Origin of the sequence: Streptomyces sp. NPDC051684, from assembly GCF_044453445.1 — a bacterium.
Classification (GTDB): domain Bacteria; phylum Actinomycetota; class Actinomycetes; order Streptomycetales; family Streptomycetaceae; genus Streptomyces.
In genome coordinates this window covers 127800-152304 of sequence record NZ_JBITCS010000009.1, presented here as the reverse complement: position 1 = coordinate 152304, position 24505 = coordinate 127800, and the positions used below count along the sequence as shown (strand labels likewise).

23 protein-coding genes and 1 tRNA gene are annotated in these 24505 nt (G+C 70.4%); 11 read left to right on the top strand and 13 right to left on the bottom strand.

The window, feature by feature from the left end:
* Window positions 1-84: 84 nt before the first annotated feature.
* The 6 genes from thrB to ACIA8D_RS13775 all read right to left on the bottom strand — a co-directional run bounded on the left by thrB (window position 85) and on the right by ACIA8D_RS13775 (window position 7022).
* A complete protein-coding gene (gene thrB / locus ACIA8D_RS13800; RefSeq protein WP_399231737.1) occupies window positions 85-1002 on the bottom strand; it encodes a homoserine kinase in 918 nt (305 codons plus the stop codon).
* Between the two features lie 281 nt (window positions 1003-1283).
* Window positions 1284-2342, bottom strand: a complete 1059-nt coding sequence (gene thrC / locus ACIA8D_RS13795; RefSeq protein ID WP_399231869.1) for a threonine synthase — start codon at window positions 2340-2342, stop codon at window positions 1284-1286.
* 14 nt (window positions 2343-2356) lie between these two features.
* Window positions 2357-3649, bottom strand: a complete 1293-nt coding sequence (locus ACIA8D_RS13790; RefSeq protein ID WP_399231735.1) for a homoserine dehydrogenase — start codon at window positions 3647-3649, stop codon at window positions 2357-2359.
* A 105-nt stretch (window positions 3650-3754) separates the two neighbouring features.
* Window positions 3755-5146: a diaminopimelate decarboxylase gene (gene lysA, locus ACIA8D_RS13785; RefSeq protein WP_399231733.1), complete on the bottom strand. Its 1392-nt coding sequence runs from the start codon at window positions 5144-5146 to the stop codon at window positions 3755-3757.
* Between the two features lie 37 nt (window positions 5147-5183).
* The gene (nrtL, locus tag ACIA8D_RS13780; protein ID WP_399231732.1) at window positions 5184-6455 is read right to left on the bottom strand and encodes an ArgS-related anticodon-binding protein NrtL; all 1272 of its coding nucleotides are present in this window, start codon (window positions 6453-6455) and stop codon (window positions 5184-5186) included.
* Window positions 6456-6545: 90 nt separating this feature from the next.
* Window positions 6546-7022: a response regulator gene (locus tag ACIA8D_RS13775; RefSeq protein ID WP_399231730.1), complete on the bottom strand. Its 477-nt coding sequence runs from the start codon at window positions 7020-7022 to the stop codon at window positions 6546-6548.
* A gap of 162 nt (window positions 7023-7184) precedes the next feature.
* Between ACIA8D_RS13775 and ACIA8D_RS13770 the strand changes: the two genes are divergently transcribed.
* Window positions 7185-7256: transfer RNA gene (locus ACIA8D_RS13770), tRNA-Arg, on the top strand.
* A 73-nt stretch (window positions 7257-7329) separates the two neighbouring features.
* Here the strand turns inward: ACIA8D_RS13770 and ACIA8D_RS13765 are convergent.
* Genes ACIA8D_RS13765 through ACIA8D_RS13750 form a run of 4 tightly spaced genes read right to left on the bottom strand, consistent with a single transcriptional unit; the run spans window position 7330 to window position 11091 of the window.
* Window positions 7330-7791 carry a MaoC family dehydratase gene (locus ACIA8D_RS13765; protein WP_399231728.1) on the bottom strand — a complete coding sequence of 154 codons (462 nt, stop codon included), beginning with the start codon at window positions 7789-7791 and terminating at the stop codon, window positions 7330-7332.
* Window positions 7792-7796: 5 nt separating this feature from the next.
* Window positions 7797-9290: an o-succinylbenzoate--CoA ligase gene (menE, locus tag ACIA8D_RS13760; protein ID WP_399231727.1), complete on the bottom strand. Its 1494-nt coding sequence runs from the start codon at window positions 9288-9290 to the stop codon at window positions 7797-7799.
* Window positions 9291-9301: 11 nt separating this feature from the next.
* Window positions 9302-10177, bottom strand: a complete 876-nt coding sequence (locus ACIA8D_RS13755; protein WP_399231725.1) for an amidohydrolase family protein — start codon at window positions 10175-10177, stop codon at window positions 9302-9304.
* A complete protein-coding gene (locus ACIA8D_RS13750; protein WP_399231724.1) occupies window positions 10177-11091 on the bottom strand; it encodes an SDR family NAD(P)-dependent oxidoreductase in 915 nt (304 codons plus the stop codon). The genes ACIA8D_RS13755 and ACIA8D_RS13750 overlap by 1 nt, the downstream gene beginning before the upstream one ends.
* A gap of 148 nt (window positions 11092-11239) precedes the next feature.
* Here ACIA8D_RS13750 and ACIA8D_RS13745 point away from each other — a divergent pair, with 148 nt between their 5' ends.
* Together ACIA8D_RS13745 and ACIA8D_RS13740 are read left to right on the top strand one after the other, a co-directional pair.
* Window positions 11240-11701: a MarR family winged helix-turn-helix transcriptional regulator gene (locus tag ACIA8D_RS13745; RefSeq protein WP_399231723.1), complete on the top strand. Its 462-nt coding sequence runs from the start codon at window positions 11240-11242 to the stop codon at window positions 11699-11701.
* Window positions 11702-11929: 228 nt separating this feature from the next.
* Complete coding sequence (locus tag ACIA8D_RS13740; protein WP_399231721.1) at window positions 11930-13081, top strand: acyltransferase family protein; 1152 nt, start codon at window positions 11930-11932, stop codon at window positions 13079-13081.
* Window positions 13082-13168: 87 nt separating this feature from the next.
* Here ACIA8D_RS13740 and ACIA8D_RS13735 read toward each other — a convergent pair whose 3' ends face one another.
* Entirely contained in the window at window positions 13169-14164 is a 996-nt protein-coding gene (locus ACIA8D_RS13735; protein ID WP_399231719.1) for a Ku protein, read from the bottom strand.
* A 75-nt stretch (window positions 14165-14239) separates the two neighbouring features.
* On the opposite strand from ACIA8D_RS13735, the gene ligD reads away from it, so the two are divergent.
* Window positions 14240-15121: a non-homologous end-joining DNA ligase gene (gene ligD, locus ACIA8D_RS13730; protein WP_399231717.1), complete on the top strand. Its 882-nt coding sequence runs from the start codon at window positions 14240-14242 to the stop codon at window positions 15119-15121.
* 114 nt (window positions 15122-15235) lie between these two features.
* Here the strand turns inward: ligD and ACIA8D_RS13725 are convergent, their stop codons facing one another.
* Entirely contained in the window at window positions 15236-16039 is an 804-nt protein-coding gene (locus ACIA8D_RS13725; protein WP_399231716.1) for a nuclease-related domain-containing protein, read from the bottom strand.
* Window positions 16040-16150: 111 nt separating this feature from the next.
* Here ACIA8D_RS13725 and ACIA8D_RS13720 point away from each other — a divergent pair, with 111 nt between their 5' ends.
* From ACIA8D_RS13720 to ACIA8D_RS13700, 5 genes are all read left to right on the top strand, one after another.
* The gene (locus ACIA8D_RS13720; RefSeq protein WP_399231714.1) at window positions 16151-16870 is read left to right on the top strand and encodes a hypothetical protein; all 720 of its coding nucleotides are present in this window, start codon (window positions 16151-16153) and stop codon (window positions 16868-16870) included.
* A complete protein-coding gene (locus ACIA8D_RS13715; RefSeq protein WP_399231713.1) occupies window positions 16867-18138 on the top strand; it encodes an ATP-binding protein in 1272 nt (423 codons plus the stop codon). Before ACIA8D_RS13720 ends, ACIA8D_RS13715 begins: the two co-directional genes overlap by 4 nt.
* Window positions 18139-18239: 101 nt before the next feature.
* Window positions 18240-18590 carry an SH3 domain-containing protein gene (locus tag ACIA8D_RS13710; RefSeq protein WP_399231711.1) on the top strand — a complete coding sequence of 117 codons (351 nt, stop codon included), beginning with the start codon at window positions 18240-18242 and terminating at the stop codon, window positions 18588-18590.
* A 40-nt stretch (window positions 18591-18630) separates the two neighbouring features.
* Entirely contained in the window at window positions 18631-20034 is a 1404-nt protein-coding gene (locus ACIA8D_RS13705; RefSeq protein WP_399231710.1) for an FtsW/RodA/SpoVE family cell cycle protein, read from the top strand.
* Entirely contained in the window at window positions 20031-21497 is a 1467-nt protein-coding gene (locus tag ACIA8D_RS13700) for a peptidoglycan D,D-transpeptidase FtsI family protein (protein WP_399231707.1), read from the top strand. The genes ACIA8D_RS13705 and ACIA8D_RS13700 overlap by 4 nt, the downstream gene beginning before the upstream one ends.
* On the opposite strand, the gene ACIA8D_RS13695 is transcribed toward ACIA8D_RS13700, so the two are convergent.
* The gene (locus ACIA8D_RS13695; RefSeq protein ID WP_399231706.1) at window positions 21489-22595 is read right to left on the bottom strand and encodes a ferritin-like domain-containing protein; all 1107 of its coding nucleotides are present in this window, start codon (window positions 22593-22595) and stop codon (window positions 21489-21491) included. The two genes, ACIA8D_RS13700 and ACIA8D_RS13695, sit on opposite strands and share 9 nt — an antisense overlap.
* A 168-nt stretch (window positions 22596-22763) precedes the next feature.
* Between ACIA8D_RS13695 and ACIA8D_RS13690 the strand changes: the two genes are divergently transcribed.
* Window positions 22764-23702: a diiron oxygenase gene (locus ACIA8D_RS13690; RefSeq protein ID WP_399231704.1), complete on the top strand. Its 939-nt coding sequence runs from the start codon at window positions 22764-22766 to the stop codon at window positions 23700-23702.
* A gap of 35 nt (window positions 23703-23737) precedes the next feature.
* The gene (locus tag ACIA8D_RS13685; RefSeq protein ID WP_399231703.1) at window positions 23738-24463 is read left to right on the top strand and encodes a TetR/AcrR family transcriptional regulator; all 726 of its coding nucleotides are present in this window, start codon (window positions 23738-23740) and stop codon (window positions 24461-24463) included.
* Window positions 24464-24505 lie beyond the last annotated feature (42 nt).

Below are 24505 nucleotides of genomic sequence, written 5' to 3'. Positions count from 1 at the left end.
CCATGGTAGGGCCGGGTGCAGACTTGAGGTTAACACTACCGGATCCAACAAACATTCCCCCTCTCGTATTCCGGCAACCGGGTGTCAGGAGCCAAGCGGCAGCACGCTCGCTCCGTCGACGTCGAGGTCGAGGCGGTTCGCCGCCCAGCCCTCCCCGGCCAGCCGGGCGACCTTGTCGGCCGTTTCTTCCTCCACCAGAGCGAGGACCGTCGGCCCCGCCCCGGAGATCATCGCGGGCACCCCGTCGGCCCGCAGCCGCTCCACCAGTGCGGCGCTCTCCGGCATCGCCGGCGCCCGGTACTCCTGGTGAAGACGGTCTTCCGTGGCCGGGAGCAGCAGCTCGGGGCGCCTGGTCAGGGCCTCTACGAGCAGGGCCGCCCGGCCCGCGTTGGCCGCGGCGTCCACGTGCGGGACGGTGCGCGGCAGGAGTCCTCGCGCCATTTCGGTGAGGACGGGCTTTCCGGGGACGAAGACCACCGGAACGATGGAACCGGCCGCGTCGAGACGGACCGCCCGGCCCGCGCCGGTCTCGGTCCACGCGATGGTGAAGCCGCCGAGCAGGCACGGGGCCACGTTGTCGGGGTGGCCCTCGATCTCGGTGGCGAGTTCGAGCAGCGCCGCGTCGTCGAGCAGCGCGTTGCCGCCCGTCGTCACGGCGCGCGCGGCGACCACGGCGGAGACGATCGCGGCGGACGAGGAGCCCAGGCCACGGCCGTGCGGGATGCGGTTGGCGCAGACGATCTCGAGGCCGCGCGGCTGCCCGCCGAGGGCGTCGAAGGCCGTGCGCAGGGACCGTACGAGAAGGTGCGACTCGTCGCGGGGCAGGGTCTCGGAGCCCTCGCCGGCGATGTCGATGTTCAGCCCGGAGTCGGCGACCCTGACGACCACGTCGTCGTAGAGCCCCAGCGACAGGCCGAGGCTGTCGAAGCCCGGGCCGAGATTGGCGCTGGTGGCAGGGACGCGCACCCTTACGGCGGCGGCGCGGAAAGCGGGACCGGCCATCGCTGGATGACTCTCCTTGAGCTGCGGGATGTTTCGAGAACTTCCGATGTCTTGTGATGCATACGTCGACACCCGGGCCGCGATCGACGGAACGGCGGCGGCACCACGGCATATGCGGTGGGCGGGTTCGATACAGCCTATCGAAGGAAGGTTCAGTGGCGACATAGGGCGCACAGGAGGCGCACGATGCGTGTCGTAAGCCCCCCTGTGCACCCCCTGTACTGAAACGCCCAGTTGACGAGGTGTCAGTGTCGCGCAAGTCGCCTGACGTGCGGCGTGGCTCAGGCGAGACCGAGGCGCTCGGCGGCCGCGGCGGAGTCCACCGGGACGGTGACGGGCTGCGGGGCGCCCGCGACGGCCCAGTCCGGGTCCTTCAGACCGTTGCCCGTGACGGTGCAGACGATCTTCTGGCCCTTGTCGACCTTGCCCTCCTCGGCGGCCTTCAGCAGGCCCGCGACGGACGCGGCCGACGCGGGCTCGACGAAGACACCCTCCTGGGACGCCAACAGCTTGTAGGCGCGCAGGATCTCACGGTCCGTCACCTCGTCGATGAAGCCGCCCGACTCCTCGCGCGCGGCGAGCGCGTGCTGCCACGAAGCGGGGTTGCCAATGCGAATCGCGGTGGCGATCGTCGACGGGTCCTTGACGACCTCGCCGCGCACGATCGGCGCGGAACCGGAGGCCTGGAAGCCCCACATCCGGGGCGTACGGGTGGAGACGCCGTCGGCGGCGTACTCCTTGTAGCCCTTCCAGTAGGCCGTGATGTTGCCGGCGTTGCCGACGGGCAGCACGTGGATGTCGGGCGCGTCGCCGAGTGCGTCGACGATCTCGAACGAGCCGGTCTTCTGGCCCTCGATGCGGTACGGGTTCACCGAGTTCACCAGCGCCACCGGGTAGTTCTCGGAGAGGGCGCGGGCCAGGTTCAGGCAGTCGTCGAAGTTGCCGTCGACCTGGAGGATCTTCGAGCCGTAGACGAGCGCCTGGCCCATCTTGCCGAGCGCGATCTTGCCCTGCGGCACGAGCACGGCGCAGACCATCCCGGCGCGCACGGCGTACGCGGCGGCGGAGGCCGAGGTGTTGCCGGTGGAGGCGCAGATGACGGCCTTCGCGCCCTCCTCCTTGGCCTTGGTGATGGCCATGGTCATGCCGCGGTCCTTGAAGGACCCCGTCGGGTTGGCGCCCTCGACCTTCAGGTGCACCTCACAGCCGGTGCGCTCGGAGAGCATCTGCGCGGGCACGAGCGGCGTACCGCCCTCGCGCAGCGTCACGACCGGCGTGGTGTCGGTCACCGGGAGCCGGTCCCGGTACTCCTCGATGATGCCGCGCCACTGGTGGGTCATTCCGGTCATCCCTGCTACTCCCCTTCAACACGCATGATGCTGGCGACACCGCGCACGGTGTCGAGCTGACGCAGCGCGTCCACGGTCCCGGTGAGGGCCGCGTCGGCCGCGCGGTGGGTGACGACGACGAGGGAGGCCTCGCCGTCCTTCCCCGACTGGCGCACGGTGTCGATGGAGACACCGTGCTCGGCGAAGACCGTCGCCACCTGCGCGAGAACGCCGGGCTTGTCGGCCACGTCGAGGCTGATGTGGTACCGCGTCACAACGTCGCCCATCGGCGAGACGGGCAGCTGTGTGTACGCGGAGTCGCCGGGTCCCGTCGCGCCGTTGAGGCGGTTGCGGCAGACGGCGACGAGGTCGCCGAGTACTGCGGACGCGGTCGGCGAACCGCCCGCGCCGGGCCCGTAGAACATGAGCTGGCCCGCGGCCTCGGCCTCGACGAAGACGGCGTTGTACGCGCCGCGCACGGAGGCCAGCGGGTGCGAAAGCGGAATCATCGCGGGGTGCACGCGGGCGGTGACGGACTGGCCGTCGGCGGCCCGCTCGCAGATCGCGAGCAGCTTGATGGTGCAGCCCATCTGCTTCGCGGACGCGAAGTCGGCGGCGGTCACCTCGGTCATGCCCTCGCGGTACACGTCGTCGAGGCGGACCCGGGTGTGGAAGGCGATCCCGGCGAGGATGGCGGCCTTGGCGGCGGCGTCGAAGCCCTCGACGTCGGCGGTCGGGTCGGCTTCCGCGTACCCGAGGGCGGTGGCCTCGTCGAGCGCTTCCTGGTAGCCGGCGCCGGTGGAGTCCATGGCGTCGAGGATGAAGTTCGTCGTGCCGTTCACGATGCCGAGGACGCGGTTGACCTTGTCGCCCGCGAGCGACTCCCGCAGCGGCCTGACCAGCGGGATCGCGCCGGCGACCGCAGCCTCGTAGTAGAGGTCCCCGCCGTGCTCCACGGCCGCGGCGTGCAGGGCCTCGCCGTCCTGGGCGACGAGCGCCTTGTTGGCGGAGACGACGGAGGCGCCGTGCTCGAAGGCGGTCGTGATGAGGGTCCGCGCGGGCTCGATCCCACCGATGACTTCGACCACGACATCAATGTCACCGCGTTTCACGAGCGCGGTGGCATCGGTGGTGACCAGGGCAGGATCGATTCCCTCGCGCACCCGGGAGGGCCGCCGCACGGCGACGCCCGCGAGTTCGACGGGGGCACCGATCCGGGCGGCGAGGTCGTCGGCGTGCGTCGTCATGATGCGCGCCACCTCTGAGCCGACAACCCCACAGCCCAGCAGCGCCACCTTCAGCGGACGCGTACGCATCATCCGACCTCGTTTCCTCTACTACTACGTATTTCTGCGGTGGGACCAGTCTCACCCACCGAACCGGGGTTTCAGCCCCGGGTCCGGATCGTGAGACGTAGATTTCATTTATCCGACGTCGAGACGCAGGAGATCTTCCTCCGTCTCGCGCCGGACGATCACCCGGGCCTCACCGTCACGGACGGCGACGACGGGCGGGCGAAGCGCGTGGTTGTAGTTGCTGGCCATGGAGCGGCAGTACGCGCCGGTGGCCGGTACGGCGATCAAATCACCGGCCGCGACGTCCGACGGCAGGAACGCGTCCTTCACGACGATGTCGCCACTCTCACAGTGCTTGCCGACGACGCGGACGAGCATCGGCTCGGCGTCGGAGCGGCGGGAGACGAGCGCGACGGTGTACTCGGCGTCGTAGAGGGCGGTGCGAATGTTGTCGGACATGCCGCCGTCGACGGAGACGTAGGTCCGCAGTCCTTCGAGCGGCTTGACGGTACCGACGGTGTACAGGGTGAAGGCGGTCGGCCCGACGATGGCGCGCCCCGGCTCGACGGAGATGCGCGGCGTCCGCAGCGACGCGGCCTCGCACTCCCGGCTCACGATCTCGTTCAACGCCTTGGCGATCTCGTGCGGCTCGCGGGGGTCATCGTCGCTGGTGTACGCGATGCCGAGGCCGCCGCCGAGGTCGATCTCGGGAAGCTCGACGCCGTGCTCGTCACGCACCTCGGCGAGCAGGCCCACGACGCGACGGGCGGCCACCTCGAAGCCCGCCATGTCGAAGATCTGCGACCCGATGTGGCTGTGGATCCCGATGAGCTCGATGCCGTCGAGCTTCAGGGCGCGCCGCACGGCCTCGGCGGCCTGCCCGTCGGCGAGCGCGATGCCGAACTTCTGGTCCTCGTGCGCGGTGGCGATGAACTCGTGGGTGTGGGCCTCGACGCCCACCGTGACGCGGATCTGTACACGCTGCCGCTTGCCGAGTCCGTCGGCGATGTGGGCGACGCGCGCGATCTCCTGGAAGGAGTCGAGCACGATGCGACCGACGCCGACCTGGACCGCGCGGCTGATCTCTTCCTCGGTCTTGTTGTTGCCGTGGAAGGCGATGCGCTCGGCGGGCATGCCGGCGGAGAGCGCCGTGGCGAGCTCACCGCCGGAGCACACGTCGAGGTTGAGCCCCTCCTCGTCCAGCCACCGCACGACGGCGCGGGAGAGGAACGCCTTGCCGGCGTAGAACACATCGGCGTCCGGGCCGAAGGCATCACGCCAGGCGGCACACCTGGCGCGGAAATCGGTCTCGTCGAGGAAGTACGCCGGAGTGCCGAACTCCTCGGCGAGCCGGGCGACTTCGATCCCGCCGACGGTCACGGAACCGTCGTCGGCGCGGGCGACGGTCTGCGACCACACCTTCGCGTCGAGGGCGTTGAGGTCGGCGGGCGGGGCACTCCAGTGCCCCTCGGGGAGCACGTCGGCGTGACGGGGGCCTGCGGGGTGTGCGGAACGGCTCATGACTGCGGTGCGCTCTCTTCGTCTACTTCTGTCTGTGTCACAGATGTTCGGGGGCATCGATGCCGAGCAGGGTCAGGCCGCCTGCGAGCACCGTCCCGACGGCTTCGGCGAGCGCGAGCCGGGAGCGGTGGGCGGCCGAGGGTTTCTCCTCGCCTTGGGGCAGTACGGACGGGTGGAGCGTGGCCATGAAGGTGTCGGCGACGCCCACGAGGTGCCGGGCGAGCCGGTCGGGGGCGTGCTGCTCGGCGGCGGCGCGCAGGATGCGGGGGTGGTCGCCGAGGGCGCCGAGGAGGTCTTCCTGGCCGGGTACGCCGCCGGGGTGGGCGGCGAACCCGAGGTCCGCGGCGTTGCGGGTCAGCGCGCGGGTGCGGGCGTGGGCGTACCGGACGCGGAAGAGCGGGTTGGACTCGCGCTGGGCGAGGTGCGCCTCGTACTCGGCGGGTTCGGCGCCGATCCGGGGGTGGTCGTGGGCGGCCGGATGAAGCAGGGCCCAGCGGGCGGCGTCGCGGCCGAGGGGGGTGGGGTCGGCGGGGGCGGGCACGGGGCGGAGGTGGGCGTCGGCGTCGGCGTCGGCGTCCGGCATCGTGGTCGCGGGGGCCGGTCCTCCGGTCGCGTCGGGGGGTGATCCGGCGGTCGCGTCGATGTCTGGGCTGGCGGTCGTATCGGGGGTCGGCCCGCCGGCCGCGTCGGCGTCCGGACTGGCGGGCGCATCGGGAGTCGGCCCGCCGGCCGCGCTGACGTCCGGACTGGCGGGCGCATCGGGGCCCGGCCCGTCGGTCGCGTCGACGCGCACGTCGAGGACGTCGAGCCACTCGGGACGGGGGTGGTCGGCGCAGCTGGTCCGCACACGGACGCCCTGGGAGCGCAGGAGGCGGGCGACGGAGTCCATGACGACGAGGGCGCGAACCTCGTGGGGCGCGTACAGCCGAACGCCCCGACCGGTCGCCTCTTCGACGTATCCGTATCGGTCCCCGGCGCGCAGGATCTCGGCGACGAGCGCGCCGGCGGCGGACTCGGGCTCGGCCACGCTGACGTTGAGGAACCCGGGTCCGGTGACGACGACGCGGGCGACACCGGGGCTCTCGTTGAGCCGGCGGGACAGGATCTCGGCGACCTCGCGCGGGGGCCGGCCGGCGGGGCGGGCGAGCTGCAGCGCGACGTTGGTGGCGTAGTCGCCCTGGCCGCCGGGCCGCGGCCGCTCGACGACGACCCGCTGCTCGGCCGCGCACACGGCCACGTCGAGCTCACCGTCGTCGACCGCGCGGCGGACGGCGCGCAGGACGGTGCGGGAGAGCTCGGCGGGGGTCACGGGACAAGCGTATGGGAGGAGGGGGGTGGGTAGGCGACTCGGTTTCCCGGAAGGTCCGGGATGCGGGCGCCGCCGGCCGCGTGCCGGGGCTCAGGCGTCGGCGGTACGGGTGGCCTGCTCGGCGTCCTCGGCGGCGCGCGCGACGCTCGCCCGGGAGGCGCCCGCGGGGCCGGCGGAGGCCGCCCCCGTCCGCCCCTGATCGCTCAACTGCCGTACGACCCGCACCAGTTCACTGGGCTCGAAGGGCTTGGCGAGAAACGCGTCGACGCCGACGTCGAGCCCGCTCTCGACCTCGTACTGGGTGCAGGCGCTGACGACGACGATCGGCAGCGAACGCGTACGCGCGTCCGCCCGCAGCCGGGCGGCGGTCCGCAGCCCGTCGAGCCGGGGCATGACGACGTCCAGCGTGACCACGTCGGGCCGCACCTGGTCGATCACGTCCAAACATTCGGCACCATCGGCCGCGGTCACGACCTCGAAGCCCTCCAGCTCGAGGTTGACCCTGATCAGCTGCCGAATGACCTTGTTGTCATCCACGACAAGGACTCGGCCGGACGCGCCTGGCACAACTCGAGAGTAGGTCGACACCGGCCACCGCGTCCGGGTTTTCCCCACTTCCGCCCCCTACAGGCGACCCGAACCCCGCCCTCCCCCGCGCGATAACCCGTTCCTGAGGACCTCAAAGGAGCTGGTAGTGTTCTACCCGTCGCCACGCACAGCGCGGCGCACGCCCCCGTAGCTCAGGGGATAGAGCAACGGCCTCCGGAGCCGTGTGCGCAGGTTCGAATCCTGCCGGGGGCACCTTGGATTGGGTGCCTGGAGACCCCGTCGTCAGCGGAGACGCTGAAGGCGGGGTCTTGGTGTGTTTGCGGGGTCAGGCGTAGAAGCGGGAGATGCTCTGCAGGGCCGCTGCGGGCTTCGTGGAGCCTTCTATTTCTATGGTGGCGTCGATCGTGATCTGGGCGCCGTCCCCCGGGACCGACTCCACCGATGCCACCCGTGCCGTCAGGCGGATGCGGGAGCCCGTCCTCACCGGGGACGGGAAGCGGACCTTGTTGAGGCCGTAGTTGACCTTTGTGGTGATGCCCTGGACGTCCAGGAGGTCGGTGAAGAGGGGGATGAAGAGGGAGAGGGTCAGGTAGCCGTGGGCGATCGGGGCGCCGAAGGGGCCGGCGGCGGCGCGTTCGGGGTCCACGTGGATCCACTGGTGGTCGCCGGTGGCGTCCGCGAACGTGTTGATGCGATCCTGGGTGATCTCCAGCCAGTCGCTGGCGCCGAGGTCCGTGCCGGCCGGCAGATCCTTGAGTTCGGTCAGGCCGTTCACCGTGAGGGGCATGCTCGTCAGCCGTTCTGTGCGTAGGTGTCCCGCAGGCGGGATTTGATGAGCTTTCCGGAGGCCGTGCGCGGGAGTTCGTCCGTGAAGGTCAGGGATTTGGGGATCTTGTACTTCGCCAACCGGCCGGAGAGGGAGGCCAGAAGGGCCGATGCGTCCGGGGTTGTTCCGGAGGCCGGGACCACGATCGCGCGGGGGACCTCGCCCCATTTCTCGTCCGGGACGCCGATCACGGCGCACTCCGCCACGTCGGGGTGGGCCAGGAGTGCGGCCTCGATCTCGGCGGGGTAGATGTTCTCGCCGCCCGAGATGATCATGTCCTTGAAGCGGTCGACGATGGTGACGTAGCCGTCCGTGTCCACGCGGGCCGCGTCCCCCGTGCGGAACCAGCCGTCGGAGAAGGCCGCTTCGGTTTCCGTCGGCAGGCCCCAGTAGCCGGGCATCACGTGCGGGCCACGGACCATTACCTCGCCCGTCTCGTCCACTCCCACCGGAGCGAGGTCAGGGCCCACCACCTGGACGTCGCTGAAGAAGTGCGGGACGCCCGCCGAACCCGCCTTGCTCACCGCGTGTTCGGCGTCGAGGAAGAGGGTGCCGGGGGCCGCCTCCGTCATGCCGTAGCCCTGGAGGAAGGTGAGGCCGCGTTCCTGGTACGTCGCGATCAGGGGCGGTGGGACCGGGGCTCCGCCGCACGTCAGGAGGCGGAGGGAGGAGAGGTCCGCCGTCGGCCACGCGGGCTGGCGGGTCAGCAGGTCGAACATCGTCGGGACGCCGAACATGAAGGTGACCCGGTATCGGTCCACCAGGTCGAACGTCGCAGCCGGGTCGAAGGACGCCACCAGGACGCACGTGCCGCCCTTCAGCAGCACCGGCAGCGTCAGCATGTTCAGGCCCGCCGTGTGGAACAGCGGCGCCGAGACGAGGGCGACCTCGTCCGCGATCAGGTCGTGGTCGACCAGGACGTTGATCGCGTTCCAGGTCAGGTTGGCGTGAGTGAGCATGGCGCCCTTGGGGCGGCCCGTCGTGCCCGAGGTGTACATGATGAGGCAGACGTCGTCGCCGGCGACCGCCTCGTCGATCGGAGCTGACGGTGCCGTCGCGAGCACGCTCTCGTAGGCCTCTCCCCCGGCATCGATCGTCACGGGGACCGAGAGTGCTCGTGCGGGCTCCCCGTTGCCGGTGTACAGGAGGGCCTTCGCGCCCGAGTCCCGTATCTGGTAGGCGAGTTCGGCCGTCGACAGGCGCGTGTTGAGCGGAACGAAGACCGCCCCCAGGGTGCCCGCCGCGAAGAGCGTCTCCAGGTACGAGGGGTGGTTCGGGCCCAGGTACGCGACGCGGTCGCCGCGGCGTACGCCCCGCTCCCGCAGGGCGTGGGCCAGGCGGGTCGTGCGCTCGTGCAGGTCGGCGTAGGAGTACGTCGCGCCGTCGTGGATCAGGGCCGTGCGGTGCGGGGTCTTGCGGGCCCGGCGTGCGGGCCACGACCCCAGTCCCTCGTTGCGCATACCGGTCCCCTTCAGGGTGTGGTGAGGCCGAGCAGGCGGGCCGCGTTCTCCTTGAGGATCTTGGGGCGGACCTCGTCCTTGATCTGGAGCTTCGCGAAGTCCGACAGCCAGCGGTCCGGGGTCAGGACCGGATAGTCCGAGCCGAAGAGGACCTTGTCCTTGAGGAGCGTGTTCGCGTACTGGATCAGTTGGGGCGGGAAGTACTTCGGGGACCAGCCGGACAGGTCGATGTGGACGCCCGGTTTGTGGGTCGCGACCGCGAGGGCCTCGTCCTGCCAGGGGAAGGACGGGTGCGCCAAGATGATCTTGAGGTGCGGGAAGTCGGCCGCGACGTCGTCCACGTGCAGGGGGTTCGAGTACTTCAGGCGGATGCCGCCGCCGCCCGGGACGCCCGCGCCGATGCCCGTCTGGCCGGTGTGGAAGAGGGCGATGGTGCCCGTCTCCTCGATCAGCTCGTACAGGTCGTAGGCGACCGCGCGGTCGTTGGGGTAGAAGGCCTGGATCGAGGGGTGGAACTTGAAGCCCTTCACCCCGTACTCCTCCACCAGGCGGCGGGCCTGCTTCACCCCCGCCTTCCCCCGGAACGGGTCGATCGAGGCGAAGGGGATCAGGACGTCCGGGTGCGCGGCCGCCGCCTCGGCCACCTCCTCGTTCGGGACGGGCTCCGTGCCCGTCGCCGACTCGGCGTCGACCGTGAAGATCACGGCGGCCATGTTCCGCTCGCGGTAGTACGCCGCCGTCTCCTCGAGCGTCGGCTTTCGGTTGCCCTCGGTCTTGAAGTACGCGGACGAGGCCGCGTGGAGGTCGTCGTCGAGGGAGGCGTGCCCCTTCGACGAGACCTCCGCGTGGGTGTGGACGTCGATCGCGTCGAGGTCACCGATGTTCATCACGCCTCCGGGAGCTTCGGTGCCGGGATGCCGACCGTCTGGAGCTCGGCGCCGACCGAGGTCGGCCACGCCTCCGCCAGCGTGTCCGGGGTCCAGCCCCCGTCCGCGTAGGCCGACTTGATCTCCTGCGGGTGCGACCAGAGCGTGAGGCGGTCGCCGCCGATGCCGATGGCCTGGCCCGTGACCGAGCGGGCCGCGCCCGAGGCGAGGAAGGGGACGAGGGCCGCGCAGTCCTCCGGTGTGCCGAAGCCTTCGCCCTTGCGCAGGAAGGACGGGAGCGGTTCGCCGCCGCGCAGCGCCTCGACGTACGGGGCGAAGGCCGGGATCGTCTCCGTCATGGCCGTCGCGGCGACCGGGACGATCGCGTTGACCGTGATGTTCGCCCGGGACAGCTCCATCGACCACGTACGGGCCATGGCGACGATGCCGGCCTTCGCGGCGGCGTAGTTCGTCTGGCCGAAATTGCCCCGTTGGCCGGCGGGCGAGCCGACGAGAACCAACGCGCCTCCCTCGCCCTGTTCGCGCATCCGGACGGCGGCGGCGCGGGCGCAGGTGAAGGTGCCCTTGAGGTGCGTGGTGAGCACCGCGTCGAAGTCGTCGTCGGTCATCTTCCACAGGACCTTGTCGCGCAGGATTCCGGCGTTGGTGACCAGGACGTCGAGGCGGCCGAACTCGCTCACCGCCCGCGCCACCAGGCGGTCCGCTGCCTCCGCCGTGCCGACCGGGACCACCTCCGCGACCGCCGTGCCGCCGGCCTCCCGGATGGACTTCACGGCCGCTTCGGCGACGGCCTCGTCGATGTCGTTGACGACGACCGAGGCGCCGTGGGCGACGAGGGCATGGGCGTAGGAGAGGCCGAGGCCACGGCCGCTGCCGGTGACGACGGCCGCCTTTCCGGTGAGATCGATGGACACGTGTGGATCCCTTCCTGACGGCGATACGTGAGGCAAGAAGGAAGCTAAGAGCAATAATTGGTGACGTCAATAGTTGTCGCCGACCGCGCGGTGCGAGAGACTGTCGCGACATCCGGCAGGACCAGCAGGACCACCCCAGGGAGACCCCATGACCCCCGCCCCGATCGACGCGCACGAGCCATGGATGCGCGGGCTGCACGCCGACACGGGTTATCTGCTGTACCGACTCGGCCTGCGCTCGGGGCAGCTGTTCAATGCCTCGCTCCAGGAGTCGGGGCTGCGCCTGCGGCACTACGCCGTCCTGCGCTTCCTGGCCACCGGCGAGGGTGCGCTGCAAAGGGAGTTGAGCGCGCGGCTCGGCTACGATCCGAGCGCGATCGTGGGCCTCGTCGACGACCTGGAGAAGGCCTCGTTCGTGGAGCGGCGCCCGTCCCCCGGCGACCGGCGCAGCCGGATCGTGCTGCTCACGGACGACGGCCGGGACTTCCTGCGCGGCACGGACGAGGCGGGGCTGCGCGTGACGAGCGAACTGCTCGCCCCGCTGGACGCGGACGAGCGCGAGACGCTGCACGGGCTGTTGCGGCGGGTCGCGGAGGCCGGGCTCGGCTGACGCGCACTTTCGGCCGTTGTCGACTTCTCGCTACGGAGACCGGCACGGAACCCGTTTGAGTGATGGTCATTCCTGATCAGGACTGTGAGAGCCGCCACGCGGACCCGATCCAGGTTTACTCGTGCCCCACCGCATGACTACGGTTCGGTCGATGTCTCGCAGCCACTTGAACCTCACAAATCCAGGAAGATGCGTATCCGGTAGTCGGGGTTCCCAACGGGAGGGATCGTGAGCGAACCGGTACAGCTCGCGGCTCATCGGGCCCCGCTGCCCGATCAGCAGGACGCCGTCGCACCCGCGAGCACTCCGTCCAGGAGACAGGCGGCCACACCGGCCGCCACCGCGACACCGAAGACCGGCAAGGCCCGGGACGCGTTCTACGACAACGCCAAGTACATGGCGATCGTCCTGGTCGCGATGGGGCACTCCTGGGAGCCGCTGCGCGACGGGAGCCGGGCGGCCTCCGCCCTCTACATCATCGTGTACACGTTCCACATGCCGGCGTTCATCGTGATCTCCGGATACTTCTCGCGGTCGTTCGACGCGAGCCCGGCCCGGCTGAAGCGGCTGATCACGGGTGTGGCGGTGCCGTATGTGGTGTTCGAAGTCGCCTACACGCTCTTCAAGCGGTACGCGGGTGACGATCCGGGATACGACTTCAGCCTGCTCGACCCCTGGTACCTGACCTGGTTCCTGGTGTCGCTGTTCGTGTGGCGGCTGAGCACGCCGATCTGGAAGACGATCCGCTGGCCGCTGCCGGTGGCGCTCGCCATCGCGGCGCTCGCCTCCGTCTCCCCCAGCATCGGCGACGACCTGGACATGCAGCGCCTGCTGCAGTTCCTGCCGTTCTTCGTCCTCGGCCTGTGCCTGAAGCCGGAGCACTTCCAGCTGGTGCGCCGCAAGGAGGCGCGGATCATCGCGGTGCCGGTCTTCGCGGCAGCGCTGGTGTTCGCGTACTGGGCGGCGCCGCGGATGACCGCGGCGTGGACGTACCACCGGGACAGCGCGCAGGAGTTGGGCGCCCCGGGCTGGACCGGGATCGTCATGACCCTGGCCATGTTCGGCTGTTCGGTGATCCTCACCGCGTGCTTCTTCGCGTGGGTGCCGGGCCGCAAGCTGTGGTTCACGGCGCTCGGCGCGGGCACCCTGTACGGCTACCTGCTGCACGGCTTCGTCGCCAAGGGCTCCCGCTTCTGGGACTGGTACGAAGTCAGCTGGGTGCACACCCCGTGGGGCCAGGTCGTCGTGACGGTGCTCGCGGCAAGCCTGATCACGGTGCTGTGCACGCCACCCGTGCAACGGATGTTCCGGTTCGTGATGGAGCCGAAGATGGAGTGGGCGTTCAAGCGGGACGCCGCGAAGCTTGCCAGGGGGCGTTAGCCGCTTTCTGTTCACCCGGCGACGGGGGTGCGGTCTCGGGGCTCTGCCCCGGGCCCCGCGCCTCAATCGCCGGCGGGGCTCACAAGCTCAGGCCGACGTCTTCTTCTTGGGCGTCGGCTTCTTCTTTGCCGAGGTGCTCTTCTTCGCCGCCGCCGTCTTCTTGGCCGTGGTCTTCTTCTTCGCGGCCGTCTTCTTGGCGGGCGTGCTCTTCTTGGCTGCGGTGCTCTTCTTGGCGGGGGCCTTCTTCGTGCGGGAGCGCGATGACAAGTGCGTCACCTCGGCCACGTCCTCGTCGTCCCCGTCCCGGGCCTTCTTGGCCGCCCGTACGCTGCTCTCCAGCGCGGACATGAGGTCGATGACCTTGCCGCCTCCGCCGTCCGACTTCTTGGGGGGCCCGGCGGGTTCGGTGCCGGAGGACTTCGCCTCGATCATCTCCTCCACGGCGTCCCGGTAGTCGTCGTGCAGCGAGTCCATGTCGACCTCGCCGAGCGTGTCCATCAGGGCGTCCGCCAGATCGAGTTCGGCGTCGCGGACCGTGACGTGGGAGTCGGGGGCGGCGTCCTCGGGGGCCCGGATCTCGTCCGGCCAGAGCAGTCCGTGCATCGCTATGACGTCGTCGACGACCCGCAGCATTCCGAGCCGCTCCCGGCCGCGCAGCGCGAACTTGGCGATGGCCACCTTGTTGCTGCGCTTGAGCGCCTCCCGCAGCAGCGTGTACGGCTTGGCGGCCGGGACACCGTTCACCTGGAGGTAGTACGCCGTGCCCATCTGGAGCGGGTCGATCCGCTCGGCCGGCACGAACGCGACGATCTCGATCGTCTTGGCCGTGGGGATCGGGAGCTGGGCGAGGTCGTCCTCGGTGATCGGGATGATCGAGCCGTCGGCGTCCTCGTACCCCTTGCCGATCTCGTCGTTCGGGATCTCCTTGTCCTCCAGCTCGCACACCTTGTGATAGCGGATGCGGCCGCCGTCCTCCAGATGGATCTGGCGGAAGGAGATCGAGTGGTTCTCGGTGGCGTTGACCAGCTTGATCGGGATGCTGACCAGGCCGAAGGAGATGGCGCCGTTCCATATGGAGCGCACGGTGGGCCTCCTGGTTCGCGTCGCCGACGCACGACATAGCAGACATAACGGGCTGGATTGCCAGAGTATTACCGTATGGCGCCGATCACAGAAGTGGAGGGGCGGCGGCTCACGCTCAGCAATCTGGAGAAGGTGCTGTTCCCGGCCTCCGGATTCACCAAGGGCGAGCTGCTGCACTACTACGCGACGGTCGCGGAGGCCCTGCTCCCGCATCTGCGGGACCGCCCCGTGTCCTTCCTGCGGTTTCCCGACGGTCCTGACGGTCAGCGGTTCTTCGCCAAGAACGTGCCGCCGGGGACACCCTCATGGGTGAGGACGGCCGACGTGCCGCGCTCGGACGGCGTCTCGCGGCAGATCCTCGTGCAGGACCTGCCGACGTTGATGTGGGCGGCCAATCTGGTGACCGAGTTCCACACGCCGCAGTGGCGGGCGGACGCGCCGGGGCTCGCCGACCGGCTCGTTTTCGACCTCGACCCGGGCGCTCCGGCCGACATCGTGCAGTGCTGCGAGGTGGCCGGGTGGCTGCGGGAGCGGCTGGAGCGGGACGGGCTCGACGCGTACGCGAAGACGTCCGGGTCCAAGGGGCTGCATCTGCTCGTGCCGCTGGTGCCTACGGCGTCCGAGCGGGTAAGTGCGTACGCGAAGGGGCTCGCGCGGGAGGCGGAGGCGGCGTTGCCGCGGCTCGTGGTGCATCGGATGGCGCGGAATCTGCGGGGCGGGAAGGTGTTCGTCGACCACAGTCAGAACTCTGCGGCGAAGACGACGGCGGCGCCTTATACGGTGCGGGCTCGGGACCGGGTGACCGTGTCCGCGCCGGTGACGTGGGGGGAGGTGGAGGGGTGTCGTGCCGCGGAGGAGCTGGTTTTTGTTGCGGGGGACGTTGCCTCGCGGCTGGGGCGGGACGGGGATCTGCTCTCCGGGTTGTTCGACGTTGAGCGGGCCGGGGAGATTCCTTGACGCGGATGGTGTTGCGGTCGCGGGGCTCTGCCCCGGGCCCCGCGCCTCAATCGCCGGCGGGGCTTGAATTGCCCAGCCATCGCTAGAAATGTGCCTGCTTGAGCGGAAGTGGCGTCACACCCGCCTCCACGTCCCCCTGTCCCGCGCCATCATGTGCAGCGCCTCCACGTCCGCCGGTTTGAGGAGGCCGCCCGTGCGGGTCAGGGTCGGGAGGTTCTGGTCGGTGAAGAGGCGGACGTCGCGGAGCGGTGTCGGCGCGTTCACCGTCGACGGTTCCACCAGGACCAGGGCCGCCCGGACCTCCGCGGTGAGGGCGAAGGAGCAGCGTGAGGCGTCGGCCCTGACGCGGCGCAGCAGGGGCTCCGGCTCCCCGCGGCCCGCCGTCACCCAGGGATCGTCGACCCGCACCCGTTGCCTGCGCGCGGGCAGCGTGTGCAGCGCGAACAGTCCGCCGGGGCCGATCAGCAGGTGGTGGACGCGAGCGCCGCCGGGCAGCGGCACCGAGTGCAGGACCCGCCAGCCCGTCGCCTCCAGCTCGTCGAGGACCTCGCCCACCCGCTGCTGCGCGGCGAGCGCCTTGCGCCGCGGGTCGGTGCGCAGCCGGCGCTGCGGCCCGGGGTCGCGGTCCAGGGAGACGACGAGGGCCTCGCCCGGCCGGTTCGGCGCGAGGTCGTCGTCGGGGTGGAGGGTGAGCCCGGCCAGTTCGGCGGGGGTCGGCACCGGGGGCGGCCCGATGGCCACCTGGCCGACGATGAACGGGCGGAGCACGTCGAGGACGTCCGCCCGGTGCGTCTCGCTGAGCAGGTTGACCCGGGCCGCGTCCCGGTCGTACCAGGCGACGTTCGCGCCGTCGTCCCCGCACACGTAGAGCCACTCCTGGCCGTGCCGCCAGGTCGGTATGACGCGCAGTCCGCTCATGCCCCATCACCCCACGACCATGGGAGCAGCAAGCCATGCCGCAGGGCAAGAAGCCCGCAGGCCCGGCATGATGACCATCGCGACCCGTTCCACCCGGCAGGCAGGAGTGCAGTGAAGACAGGGCCCTGGCGCCTCGGCCGACCGGCACTCGCCGCGGCCGCCGCCGCGCTGCTGTGCGCGTGCGCCGGCTGCGGGGACCAGGGCGGTCTGCGGAGCGCGGGCCCGACCCCGACGGCCGTGGGACCGGAGCGGCTTTGGCCCACGCTGCCGCCCGCGAGCCGCGCCGCCGACGACTACGGCGCCGGGGAGACGGCCGTGGTCAAGGGGGTCGAGGTGCCGGGCGGGAAGCTGCGCGAGGTCGACCCGGTGACGATCGTGCGGGCCCGCGTCGCCGCCGCGCCCGACGACTACAAGGACATCGCGGCGGACGTCGCGGACTGCCCGGCGTCCGAAGGGGCGTCCAAAGATGCGTCCAATGGGGCCGCCGAGGACTGTCCCGTGCTCGGCGGGTACTACCGCGACCTCACCGGCGACGGCGACGACGACCTGCTCGTCGCCGTCCGCGCCCCGCACCGCCAGGCGTACCTCCAGGCGTACACGTACCGCGGCGGGAAGCTGACCCAGATCATGGACGACAAGGACGCCGTGCTCAACGTGCATCTGGCGGGCCGCAGCATCGTGGTGCGCGCCGCCGCCGACCTGTCCGGGTACGAGTACCGCACGTCCTGGTCGTACGACGACCACCAGAAGGCGATGCTGCCGACGCGCGACGAGATCCTGCGCACCGGCTCCGCGCACACTCCTGACGTTCCGTCACCGAGTCGCTCATGAGGCCGCGCGCGCCGCGGCTGCCCGCCTGGACCGCGTCCCTGACGTGGAAGGCGACCGTGTTCATCACCGTGATGTGCTGTGCGCTCGCCGCGCTCCTCGGCGTCCTGGTGCATGTCTCGGTCACCGATCAGACGACGGGTCAGGCCCGCGAACGCGCGCTCACCCTGCTGACGTCCACCACCAAGCGGTACGAGGCCGGGGGCAGGCTCGCGCCGGGCGCGGGCCTCGATCCGCCGGGCCTGCCCGACGGGCTGCGCGCCCTCGCCGCGCGCGGGGAGCGCGGCACGATGATCTCGACGTCCGGGGCGCGGCCGACGATGTGGGCGGCGGGCCCGGCGGCCACCGGCCGGGCCCTCGCGGTGCGGGTCGACTTCGCGCAGGGCCGGCGCACCATCGACGGGCTCGACGGGGCGATCCTCACCTCGTCCGCGCTCGCGATCGGGGCGACGCTGCTGGTCGGCGCGTTCGCGGTGACCCGGGTGACGCGGCGCCTGCACGCGACGGCGCGGGTGGCGCGCAGGATCAGCGCGGGCGACATGGACGCGCGCGTGGAGGACCGGCGGACGAAGGATCCGGGGCTGCGGCAGGACGAGGTGGCGGATGTCGCGGGGGCCCTCGACAGCATGGCCGGTTCGTTGCAGGCCCGGATCCTGACCGAGCAGCGGTTCACCGCCGATGTCGCGCACGAGCTGCGCACGCCGCTGACCGGGCTGCACGCGGCCGCCGAGCTGCTGCCGCCGGGGCGGCCCACGGAGCTGGTGCGGGACCGGGTCGCCGCGCTGCGCACGCTCACCGAGGACCTGCTTGAGATCTCACGGCTCGACGCGCGCAGCGAACGCCTCGACCTGGACGAGAACCGGCTCGGGCCGGTGGCCGAGCGGGTGGTGCGGGCGTCCGGGACGCCCACCGAGGTCGATGTCGTGCGGGACGTCTGTGTGCTGACGGACCGTCGCCGCCTGGAGCGGGTCCTCGGCAATCTCGTGGCGAACGCGCACCGGCACGGGGCCGCCCCGGTCACCCTGACCGTGGACGGGCCTGTGATCACGGTGCGCGACCACGGCGCGGGCTATCCCGGCTATCTCGTGGAGCACGGACCGCAGCGCTTCCGCACCGACGGCGGCGCCCGCGGGCACGGGCTGGGCCTGACCATCGCGCTCGGGCAGGCCGAAGTCCTGGGCGGGCGTCTTGAGTTCGGGAACGCGCCGGACGGCGGTGCGGTGGCGACGCTGACACTGCCGCACGAGGGGACCGAGCCCGAGGGTTCATAGCGGAGAGTGACCTTTTGCGCGCCCTGCGTGCCGCTTTTAGTGTGAAACCGGGCATCCAAGGCGCCCTTCTCGCTCCTCTCCCCCCACCACAGGAGTCTCGTATGTCCCTCGCCACCCGCCTCGGCACAGGCGTCGCCGCCACTGTCCTCGTCGCCACCGCGGCCGTCCCCGCCGTCGCCCAGACCTCCGGTACCCCGGGCGCCGGCGACTCCCCGCCGGCCTACAAGGGCCGCGTCACCGCCAAGTCCGGGCTACTGCTGCGCGACGCCCCGACCCGCGGCGCGAAGGTCGTCCGCTCCGAGCCGTACCGCGCGGTCGTCACGATCTTCTGCAAGACCTCGGGCTCCAGCGTCGGCGGGAACTCGTACTGGTACCTGCTCACCGACGGCACGTGGGCGTGGGGTTCCGCGAAGTACATCCAGAACATCGGCGCCGTGCCGCGCTGGTGCTGACATGACCTGATATCGGGTACTTGCTTGCTACGTTCCCGGTATGACCGGATCATCGGGTACGTCGGGTAAGTCGGGAACCAGCAGCTCCTCCGCGGTGCCCGCCGTCCGCGTCCCCCGGCGCCGGGGGACCGAACTGGCCCTGCTCGTCGTGGCCGTGCTGCTCAGCGTCTACGGATACATCGACGTCGGCCTCGCCAAGGACAGCAGGGTCCCGGGCGGCGCCCTGAGCTACGGCGCCGGGCTCGGCGCGCTCGCGCTCGTCGCGCACCTCGTGGTCCGTTTCCGCGCCCCGTACGCGGATCCGCTGGTGCTGCCGATCGCTGTGCTGCTCAACGGCCTCGGCCTGGTGCTGATCTGGCGGCTCGACCTGGAGACCCCGAGCGACCAGGCGGCGCCCACCCAGCTGATCTGGTCCACGCTCGGCGTGGCCCTGTTCATCCTGACCGTGCTCTTCCTGCGCGACCACCGGGTGTTGCAGAGATACGCGTACATCTGCGTGGTCACCGCCCTGGTGCTGATGATCCTGCCGATCTTCTTCCCGCCGATCAACGGCGCCCGGATCTGGATCCAGATCGGCAGCTTCTCCATCCAGCCCGGCGAGTTCGCCAAGATCCTGCTCGCGATCTTCTTCGCCAGCTATCTCGCGGCCAACCGGCATGCCCTGGCGTACACGGGCAAGAAGGTCTGGCGGTTCCAGCTGCCGACGATGCGGGTGTTCGCGCCGATCCTGGTGATCTGGCTGATGACGGTGGGCGTCCTCGTCCTGGAGACCGACCTCGGCACCTCGCTGCTCTTCTTCGGTCTGTTCGTGATCATGCTGTACGTGGCCTCGGGCCGCGGCAGTTGGATCGCCATCGGGCTCGTGCTCGCGGCCGTGGGCGCGGTCATCGTCGCCTCCTTCGAACCGCACGTGCACAGCCGCGTCCAGGACTGGCTGCACCCCTTCGCCTCCATCGACGCGGGCCAGGGCGCCAGCCAGCTCGCGCAGTCGCTGTTCGCGTTCGCGGCGGGCGGGATGCTCGGCACCGGGCTCGGCCTCGGCCACTCGAACCTGATCGGCTTCGCCGCCAAGTCGGACTTCATCCTGGCGACGGCCGGTGAGGAGCTGGGCCTCGCCGGGCTCACCGCGATCTTCCTGCTGTACGCGCTGCTCGTGGAGCGCGGCTACCGGGCGGGGCTCGCGCTGCGCGATCCGTTCGGCCGGCTGCTCTCCATCGGACTCGCCTCGATCGTCGCGCTTCAGGTCTTCGTCATCGCGGGCGGCGTGATGGGGCTGATCCCGCTCACCGGCATGGCGATGCCGTTCCTCGCACAGGGCGGTTCGTCCCTCGTCACCAACTGGATCATCGTCGCGATCATCATCCGGGTCAGCGACCGGGCCCGGAGCCAGCTGCTGCCCGAGTCCCCCGGCCACGCCCCGGAACCCGTGGAGGGCGCCAAGTGACCAAGTACATCCGCCGGGCCTCGGTCTTCTGCCTGATCCTGCTGATCGCGCTACTGCTCAACGCGGCCCGCATCCAGTTCTTCCAGGCCGACAAGCTCGACGACAACTCCGCCAACCGCCGCTCCACGATCGAGCGTTACGGGCAGCCGCGCGGCGACATCCTCGTCCAGGGGAAGTCGGTCACCGGCTCCAAGGACACCGGGGAGTCCCTGCGCTACGAGCGGACGTACAAGAACGGGCCGCTCTACGCCCCCGTCACCGGCTACGCCTCGCAGACGTACGGCACGACGTTCGTGGAGAGCGCCGAGGACAACATCCTCTCCGGCACCGACCCGATGCTGTCCCCCGTCCCGCTCTGGAACGAGATCTCGCGCGCCCAGAACCCCGGCGGCAACGTGAAGACCACCATCAACGCCCGCGCGCAGCAGGCCGCGTACTCCGGGCTCGGCGGCAAGAAGGGCGCGGTCGCGGCGATCGACCCGTCGAGCGGGAAGATCCTGGCGCTGGTCTCCACGCCCTCGTACGACCCCGGCAGGATCGCCGGCACCGACGCGTCGTCGACCGAGGCGTGGGACGCGCTGAACAAGTCCGAGGAGCAGCCGATGCTCAACCGGGCGCTGCGCCAGACCTATCCGCCGGGCTCCACGTTCAAGGTGGTCACGGCGGCCGCGATCCTGGAGAACAGCGTCGTCGACGGCATCGACACGTCGACCGACACCCCGTCCCCGTACACCCTGCCGGGTACGACGACACAGCTGACGAACGAGTCCTCGTCCGATGCCTGCACCGACGCGACGCTCGAATACGCGCTGCGGGTCTCCTGCAACACCGTGTTCGCGAACCTCGGGGTCAAGACCGGCCTCTCGGACATGGTGAAGATGTCGGAGAACTTCGGCTTCAACGACAGCGGGATCAAGGTCCCGATGACGGCCGCCAAGTCGAACTTCGACACCGACATGAACGACGCGCAGCTGGCGCTCTCCTCCATCGGCCAGTACGACACCGCCGCGACGCCGCTGCAGATGGCGATGGTGTCCTCGGCGGTCGCCAACGGCGGCGCGCTGATGAAGCCGCACCTCGTCGACAAGGCCACGGACAGCGACGGCGACACCGTCTCGGAGACCGGCAGCGACACTTACAAGCAGGTCATGTCCCCGTACACGGCGACGCAGCTGCAGACCATGATGGAGGACGTCGTCTCCGAGGGGACGGGCACCGGGGCGCAGATCTCCGGCGCCACCGTCGGCGGCAAGACGGGCACCGCGCAGCACGGCGAGAACAACGAGGGCACCCCGTACGCCTGGTTCATCTCCTACGCCAAGGAGAAGGACGCGTCCACACCGAAGGTCGCGGTGGCGGTGGTCGTGGAGGACGCGTCCGCGAACCGCGACGACATCAGTGGCGGCGGCAGCGCGGCCCCCATCGCCAAGTCGGTGATGGAAGCGGTGCTGGGCTCAGGCTGACTTGCCGGCCTCGACCGCCTCCTCGACCTCGGCCACCCGCTCCTGCTCCTCCGCCGCGAAGCGCTGCGCGTCGAGCTGCTCGGCGATCTCCTCGTCCTGGGCCATGAGCTGATCGAGGTTGGAGTTGCCCATGTCGAACACGCCCATGTCGACGTAGGCCTGCTGGAGGCGCTTGCCCCACAGGCCGATGTCCTTGACGCACGGGACGATCCGCGAGAACAGCAACTGCCGGAACATGGCCAGGAATTCGGACTGTTCCGTGTACTTCTCCGCGTCGGCCTTGGGGATGCCGAAGTTCTCCAGGACCTCGATGCCGCGCAGCCGGTCGCGCATCAGGTAGCAGCCCTCGATGACGAACTCCTCGCGCTCGCGGAGCTCGGCGTCGGTGAGCTGCTTGTAGTAGTCGCGCAGCGCCATCCGCCCGAAGGCCACGTGCCGGGCCTCGTCCTGCATCACGTACGCGAGGATCTGCTTGGGCAGCGGCTTGTCGGTGGTGTCGCGCAGCAGGCCGAAGGCGGCGAGGGCGAGCCCTTCGATGAGCACCTGCATGCCCAGGTACGGCATGTCCCAGCGGGAGTCGCGGAGCGTGTCGCCCAGCAAGGACTGGAGATTGTCGTTGATCGGGTACAGCATCCCGAGCTTCTCGTGCAGGAAGCGGCCGTAGATCTCCGCGTGCCGCGCCTCGTCCATCGTCTGCGTCGCCGAGTAGAACTTGGCGTCGAGGTCGGGCACGGACTCCACGATCCGCGCGGCGCACACCATCGCGCCCTGTTCGCCGTGCAGGAACTGGCTGAACTGCCAGGAGGCGGAGTGCTTGCGCAGCTCGGCCTTGTCCTTGTCGGTCATCTTCGCCCAGTAGGGCGTGTTGTAGAGGGCCAGCGCGTCGTCGGGGGTGCCGAGGGGGTCGTACGGGTCGACCTCCAGGTCCCAGTCGATGCGCTTGGCGCCGTCCCACTGCTTGTCCTTGCCCTTTTGGTACAGGGACAGGAGGCGGTCGCGCCCGTCGTCGTATTCCCAGCTGAGGCGAGCCGAACTGGCGGACGGTACTTGCCAGTTGGACCCATCGGGGACCTTGGTGTACAGCTCATGCGTCGCCATGCTGGCAGGCTCACACGGTGGTAGACGCGGGGTCAACAAGTCGGGCGGAGTCGTGCGCAAGGGATTGACGGGCTTGCTGACGCGCAGTCTCATAAGAGCGGAGGCGGTATGACCGCCGGTAACCGGCGGCCGCCCGACGCACACCCGTACGACGAGGTGGGGACAGCCATGACGACCATGACGGAAGCCGACGCGCTGGCCGGACTGCGCGACGCGCTCGGTCTGCTCAAGGACCGCGAGCAGGTGGCCGAGCGGCTGCTCGACTCTTCCGCCAAGCACTCCTTCGACCCGGACAAGGAGCTGGACTGGGACGCTCCCTTCGAAGCGGGCAAGTGGTTCTGGCCGCCCGAGCTGGTGTCCCTGTACGGCACGCCGCTGTGGAAGCGGATGGGCGAGGAGCAGCGGATCAAGCTGTCGCAGCACGAGGCGGCGGCGCTCGCCTCGCTCGGCATCTGGTTCGAGCTGATCCTGATGCAGCTGCTCGTCCGGCACGTCTACGACAAGGCGGCGACGAGCGCGCACGTCCGGTACGCCCTCACGGAGATCGAGGACGAGTGCCGGCACTCGAAGATGTTCGCGCGGCTGATCCAGCGCGGCGAGACGCCCTGGTACCCGGTGGCGCCCGTCCACCACAACCTCGGCCGCCTCTTCAAGACCATCTCCACGACGCCCGGTTCGTTCACGGCGACGCTGCTCGGCGAGGAGGTCCTCGACTGGATGCAGCGGCTGACGTTCCCCGACGAGCGCGTGCAGACGCTGATCCGTGGCGTGACGCGCATCCACGTCGTGGAGGAGGCCCGCCATGTCCGGTACGCGCGCGAGGAGTTGCGGCGCCAGATGATGACGGCGCCGCGCTGGTCGCAGGAGTTCACGCGGCTCACCTCGGGCGAGTTCGCCCGCGTCTTCTCCGTGGCGTTCATCAACCCCCAGGTCTACGAGAACGTGGGCCTGAACAAGAAGGAAGCGATGGCCCAGGTCAAGGCCAGCGGCCACCGCCGCGAGGTCATGCAGTCCGGGGCCAAGCGCCTGACCGACTTCCTCGACGACATCGGCGTGCTGCGCGGCGTCGGCCGGCAGATGTGGCGGTCCTCGGGACTTCTGGCCTAGATGAGGTACTCGTCGGGCCGGTTACGCTTCGAAGCATGACCTCGGCAACCGGCACGCCCGCCTACAGGCGGCTCAGCGTCGAGGCGCGGCGGGCGCAGCTGCTCGAATCGGCGCTGTCGCTGTTCGCGCACCGGGCCCCGGAGGACGTCTCGCTCGACGACGTGGCGGAGGTGGCCGGGGTGTCCCGGCCGCTCGTCTACCGCTACTTCCCCGGCGGCAAGCAGCAGTTGTACGAGGCCGCGCTGCGCTCCGCCGCCGAGGAGCTGCGGCAGTGCTTCGCGGAGCCGGCCGAGGGCCCGCTCACGGCCCGCCTCACGCACGCGCTCGACCGCTATCTCGCCTTCGTCGACCAGCACGACATGGGCTTCGCGGCGCTGCTCCAGGGCGGCAGCGTGGTGGAGACCTCCCGTACGACCGCGATCGTCGACGGGGTGCGGCGGGCCGCCGCCGAGCACATCCTCAGCCACCTCGGCCAGGCCGCGCCGGGGCCGCGGCTGCGGATGACCGTCCGCATGTGGATCACGGCGGTGGAGGCGGCCTCCCTGATCTGGCTCGACGAGGACAAGCAGCCACCGCTGGACGAGCTGCGCGACGGGCTGGTCGACCAGTTCATGGCGGTCCTCGCGGCGACGGCGGGCCGGGACCCGCAGACCGCGGACGTGATCCGGTACGCCCTCGCGCTGGAGTCCCCGGAGGGACCGGTGGGGGAACTGGCGCGGCGGGTGGTTGAGGTTGTGGGGGATGCGGTGTGGGTGGGGTGAGGGGAGCGGTGTGGCGCTTGGGCGTGGCCGGTGTGTGCGTGA

Coding starts and splice junctions, on each gene's coding strand:
- thrB (WP_399231737.1), bottom strand. CDS start 1,002: ATGGCCGGTCCCGCTTTCCGCGCCGCCGCCGTAAGGGTGCGCGTCCCT.
- thrC (WP_399231869.1), bottom strand. CDS start 2,342: ATGACCCACCAGTGGCGCGGCATCATCGAGGAGTACCGGGACCGGCTC.
- ACIA8D_RS13790 (WP_399231735.1), bottom strand. CDS start 3,649: ATGATGCGTACGCGTCCGCTGAAGGTGGCGCTGCTGGGCTGTGGGGTT.
- lysA (WP_399231733.1), bottom strand. CDS start 5,146: ATGAGCCGTTCCGCACACCCCGCAGGCCCCCGTCACGCCGACGTGCTC.
- ACIA8D_RS13765 (WP_399231728.1), bottom strand. CDS start 7,791: ATGCCCCTCACGGTGAACGGCCTGACCGAACTCAAGGATCTGCCGGCC.
- menE (WP_399231727.1), bottom strand. CDS start 9,290: ATGCGCAACGAGGGACTGGGGTCGTGGCCCGCACGCCGGGCCCGCAAG.
- ACIA8D_RS13755 (WP_399231725.1), bottom strand. CDS start 10,177: ATGAACATCGGTGACCTCGACGCGATCGACGTCCACACCCACGCGGAG.
- ACIA8D_RS13745 (WP_399231723.1), top strand. CDS start 11,240: ATGACCCCCGCCCCGATCGACGCGCACGAGCCATGGATGCGCGGGCTG.
- ligD (WP_399231717.1), top strand. CDS start 14,240: ATGGCGCCGATCACAGAAGTGGAGGGGCGGCGGCTCACGCTCAGCAAT.
- ACIA8D_RS13725 (WP_399231716.1), bottom strand. CDS start 16,039: ATGAGCGGACTGCGCGTCATACCGACCTGGCGGCACGGCCAGGAGTGG.
- ACIA8D_RS13715 (WP_399231713.1), top strand. CDS start 16,867: ATGAGGCCGCGCGCGCCGCGGCTGCCCGCCTGGACCGCGTCCCTGACG.
- ACIA8D_RS13710 (WP_399231711.1), top strand. CDS start 18,240: ATGTCCCTCGCCACCCGCCTCGGCACAGGCGTCGCCGCCACTGTCCTC.
- ACIA8D_RS13705 (WP_399231710.1), top strand. CDS start 18,631: ATGACCGGATCATCGGGTACGTCGGGTAAGTCGGGAACCAGCAGCTCC.
- ACIA8D_RS13695 (WP_399231706.1), bottom strand. CDS start 22,595: ATGGCGACGCATGAGCTGTACACCAAGGTCCCCGATGGGTCCAACTGG.
- ACIA8D_RS13690 (WP_399231704.1), top strand. CDS start 22,764: ATGACGACCATGACGGAAGCCGACGCGCTGGCCGGACTGCGCGACGCG.
- ACIA8D_RS13685 (WP_399231703.1), top strand. CDS start 23,738: ATGACCTCGGCAACCGGCACGCCCGCCTACAGGCGGCTCAGCGTCGAG.